Raw genomic sequence first — 3366 nt, forward strand, 5'->3', positions numbered from 1 at the left:
GCTGCTGGCGCCGTGGTTCGACCGCGATCTGTCCCTGGCCGGCCGCGTCACTTTCCGCCGCGACGGCAAGGTCGAAAGCCAGCTGATCGACTTCAAGCTGCCCATCGCGATCATCCCCAACCTGGCCATTCACCTGAACCGTGAAGCCAACCAGGGTTGGGCGATCAATGCCCAGACCGAACTGCCGCCGATCCTTGCGCAGTTCGCCGGTGACGAGCGCGTGGACTTCCGCGCAGTGCTGACCGAGCAACTGGCTCGTGAACACGGGTTGAACGCTGACGTGGTGCTCGACTATGAGCTGAGCTTCTACGACACCCAGAGCGCGGCCGTGATCGGCCTCAATGGCGACTTTATCGCCGGTGCCCGCCTCGACAACCTGCTGTCGTGCTACGCCGGCCTGCAAGCCCTGCTCACCGCCGAAACCGATGAAACCTGCGTGCTGGTCTGCAACGACCACGAAGAAGTCGGCTCGTGCTCCGCCTGCGGTGCCGACGGCCCGATGCTGGAGCAGACCCTGCGTCGCCTGCTGCCCGAGGGCGATGAGTTCGTACGCACTATCCAGAAGTCGCTGCTGGTGTCTGCCGACAACGCCCACGGCGTGCACCCCAACTACGCCGAGAAGCACGACGCCAACCACGGCCCGAAACTCAATGCCGGCCCGGTGATCAAGGTCAACAGCAACCAGCGCTACGCCACCAACAGCGAAACCGCCGGGTTCTTCCGCCACCTGTGCATGGCCGAAGAAGTGCCGGTGCAAAGCTTTGTGGTTCGCAGCGACATGGGTTGCGGCTCGACCATCGGCCCGATCACCGCCAGCCACCTGGGCGTGCGCACCGTGGATATCGGCTTGCCGACGTTTGCGATGCACTCGATTCGCGAGCTGTGCGGCAGCCACGACCTGGCGCACCTGGTGAAGGTGTTGAGTGCGTTTTACGCGAGTCGCGACTTGCCGTAATTGCAGGATGAACACAAATCAAATGTGGGAGCGGGCTTGCTCGCGAATGCAGAGGGTCAGTCAATACATCGGGTGACTGATCCACCGCTTTCGCGAGCAAGCCCGCTCCCACATTTTGATCTTCATTGTTTGATAGATCGGGCTCAGTTCAACACTTCACTCAGCGGAATGAAGTTGACCCGGTCACCGATCTCCAGCGTCGTCCCCTCCAGCACTTCTACCAAACCTTCGGCCCACGCCGCGCTACGCAGCACACCCGAGCTCTGGTTGCGGTAGATGATCGCCTTGCCCTGCTCCAGCCGCCCGCGCAAATACTCGCGGCGATTCCCCGGCTTGGGCCAGACAAATCCCACGGGCACTTCAATGCGCAGCGGCTGCACGTCTTCCACGCCCTGGCGGCGCAACAGGTAAGGCCGCGCCAGCAAGGCAAAGGTCACCAGCGTCGACGCCGGATTGCCCGGCAAACCGATCACCGGTACACCACGGAAATGCCCGAACGTCAGCGGCTTGCCCGGCTTGATTGCCAGCTTCCACAGCGCCAGTTCGCCCTCTTCCCGCAGTGCAATCCCGAGAAAATCCGCCTCCCCCACCGACACACCGCCGGTGGACAGAATCAGGTCTACCGAGCCCAATGCGCCCAGGCGTTCGCGGGTTTGTTCCAGGTCGTCCGGCAGGATCCCGGCATCCACCACTTCGCAGCCCAGGCGCTCCAGCCAGCTGCACAGCACCCGGCGATTACTGTTGTAGATCTGCCCGGGACCCAGCGGCAGGCCCGGCTCGATCAACTCGTCGCCGGTGGACAGCACAGCCACGCGGGCGCGTCGTACCACCTCCAGCCGATCACGACCCAGCGAAGCCGCCAGGCCCAACTCGATCGGGCCCAGGCGTGTACCTGCTGGTAACACCCACTCGCCCACCGTGGTTTCCTGGCCTTGGGGACGGATGTTTTGATCCACCTGCAACGCTTCGGTGAAGCTCACCCGCTGATCGGCATGGACCACGGCGTTTTCCTGCATCTCGACGCAGTCCGCGCCCTCCGGTACCGGGGCTCCGGTGAAGATCCGCGCGCAGGTACCGGCAGCCAAGGGCTCGGGTGCCGTGCCCGCAAAAATGCGCTGGCTGACTACCAGTGGCTCACCGGTCCAGTCCGCCAGGCGCAGGGCGTATCCGTCCATGGCGCTGTTGGGCCAGGGCGGCAAGTCCAGCGTGGAGATCAACGCCTGGGCCAGCACCCGACCATCACACTCGGCCAGCGCCAACGTTTCCGGCTCGCGGATCGGCGCTGCCTCGGCCATCGCCAGCAATTGTTCGAGGGCGTCTTCCACCGGCATCAACGCGCCGGTCTTGCCCGGCTTACCCACGGGATTCACAGGGCTCGGCCTGTTTCAAATGCGGGACGAAGTTGCACGGACGGTGACGGTTATCCAGTTGCTCGGCGAGAATCCCGTCCCAACCGGTGCGCACCGCGTTGGTGGAGCCCGGCAGGCAGCACACCAGTGTGCCGTTGGCCAGGCCGGCCAGGGCACGGGATTGCACGGTGGAGGTGCCGATATCGGCCACGGAGATTTGCCGGAACAGTTCGCCGAAACCATCCACCTGTTTATCCAGCAGGCAGCTCACCGCTTCCGGGGTGCTGTCGCGGCCGGTGAAGCCGGTGCCGCCGGTGATCAACACCACCTGCACCACGTCTTCGGCAATCCAGTGCGCCACTTGCGCACGGATTTTGTACAGATCATCTTTAAGCAAAACTCGCTCGGCCAGCAGGTGACCGGCGGCGGTCAGGCGGTCGACGAAGACCTGGCCCGAGGTGTCGGTTTCCAGGGTGCGGGTGTCGCTGACCGTCAATACAGCGATATTCAGGGGTACAAAGGGCGCATCAGCCTTGGCTTTCATGGCTCGGTCCGGTTGTCGAAGGAACAGCCCGATGTTATATCACAGCCCCCCATTTCACTGCCCGCAGGAGCCGTCATGCCAAGCCATTCTTCCCCACTGCCCTGCTCGATCCTTTTGCTGGCCGGCGGTCGTGGCCAGCGCATGGGCGGCCTCGACAAGGGTTTGCTGGACTGGCACGGGCAGCCGCTGATCGCGCACCTGCATCGCCTGGTGCGGCCGTTGACCGACGACCTGATCATCTCCTGCAATCGCAACCAGGCGCAGTACGCGGCCTACGCCGATCAATTGGTCGGCGATGACAGCCCCGACTTTCCAGGGCCACTGGCCGGCATTCGCGCAGGACTGGCGGTGGCGCAGCATGGGCATCTGCTGGTATTGCCGTGCGATGTGCCGCAGATCGATGCACGATTGCTCGCCGACCTGCGCAGCACGGCGCAGCAAAACCCGTTGCTGCCGGTGATGGTGCGCCACGGCGATTTCTGGGAACCGCTGCTCTGCGTGATCCCCACTTCGCTGCG

Annotated in this window: 4 protein-coding genes; 2 read left to right on the top strand and 2 right to left on the bottom strand. The window is 64.0% G+C overall.

Annotated features, from left to right (window positions below; genetic code table 11):
• The coding region (locus HX846_RS34665) for a M18 family aminopeptidase (protein ID WP_178967199.1) at window positions 1–955 on the top strand (955 nt) is incomplete at its 5' end.
• A 143-nt stretch (window positions 956–1098) separates the two neighbouring features.
• Here the strand turns inward: HX846_RS34665 and glp are convergent.
• Both glp and moaB read right to left on the bottom strand, forming a co-directional pair.
• Complete coding sequence (glp, locus tag HX846_RS34670) at window positions 1099–2325, bottom strand: gephyrin-like molybdotransferase Glp (protein ID WP_177051903.1); 1227 nt, start codon at window positions 2323–2325, stop codon at window positions 1099–1101.
• Complete coding sequence (gene moaB, locus HX846_RS34675; RefSeq protein ID WP_003209092.1) at window positions 2309–2848, bottom strand: molybdenum cofactor biosynthesis protein B; 540 nt, start codon at window positions 2846–2848, stop codon at window positions 2309–2311. Before moaB ends, glp begins: the two co-directional genes overlap by 17 nt.
• A gap of 75 nt (window positions 2849–2923) precedes the next feature.
• Here moaB and mobA point away from each other — a divergent pair.
• A partial coding sequence (gene mobA / locus HX846_RS34680; RefSeq protein WP_178967200.1) for a molybdenum cofactor guanylyltransferase MobA occupies window positions 2924–3366 on the top strand: 443 nt, incomplete at its 3' end.

The organism is Pseudomonas sp. K5002 (genome assembly GCF_013386655.1).
In the GTDB taxonomy this organism is placed as follows: Bacteria; Pseudomonadota; Gammaproteobacteria; order Pseudomonadales; family Pseudomonadaceae; genus Aquipseudomonas.

Bases quoted from the DNA above. Each gene is read 5' to 3' on its own strand.
- moaB (WP_003209092.1), bottom strand. From the start codon at position 2,848: ATGAAAGCCAAGGCTGATGCGCCCTTTGTACCCCTGAATATCGCTGTA.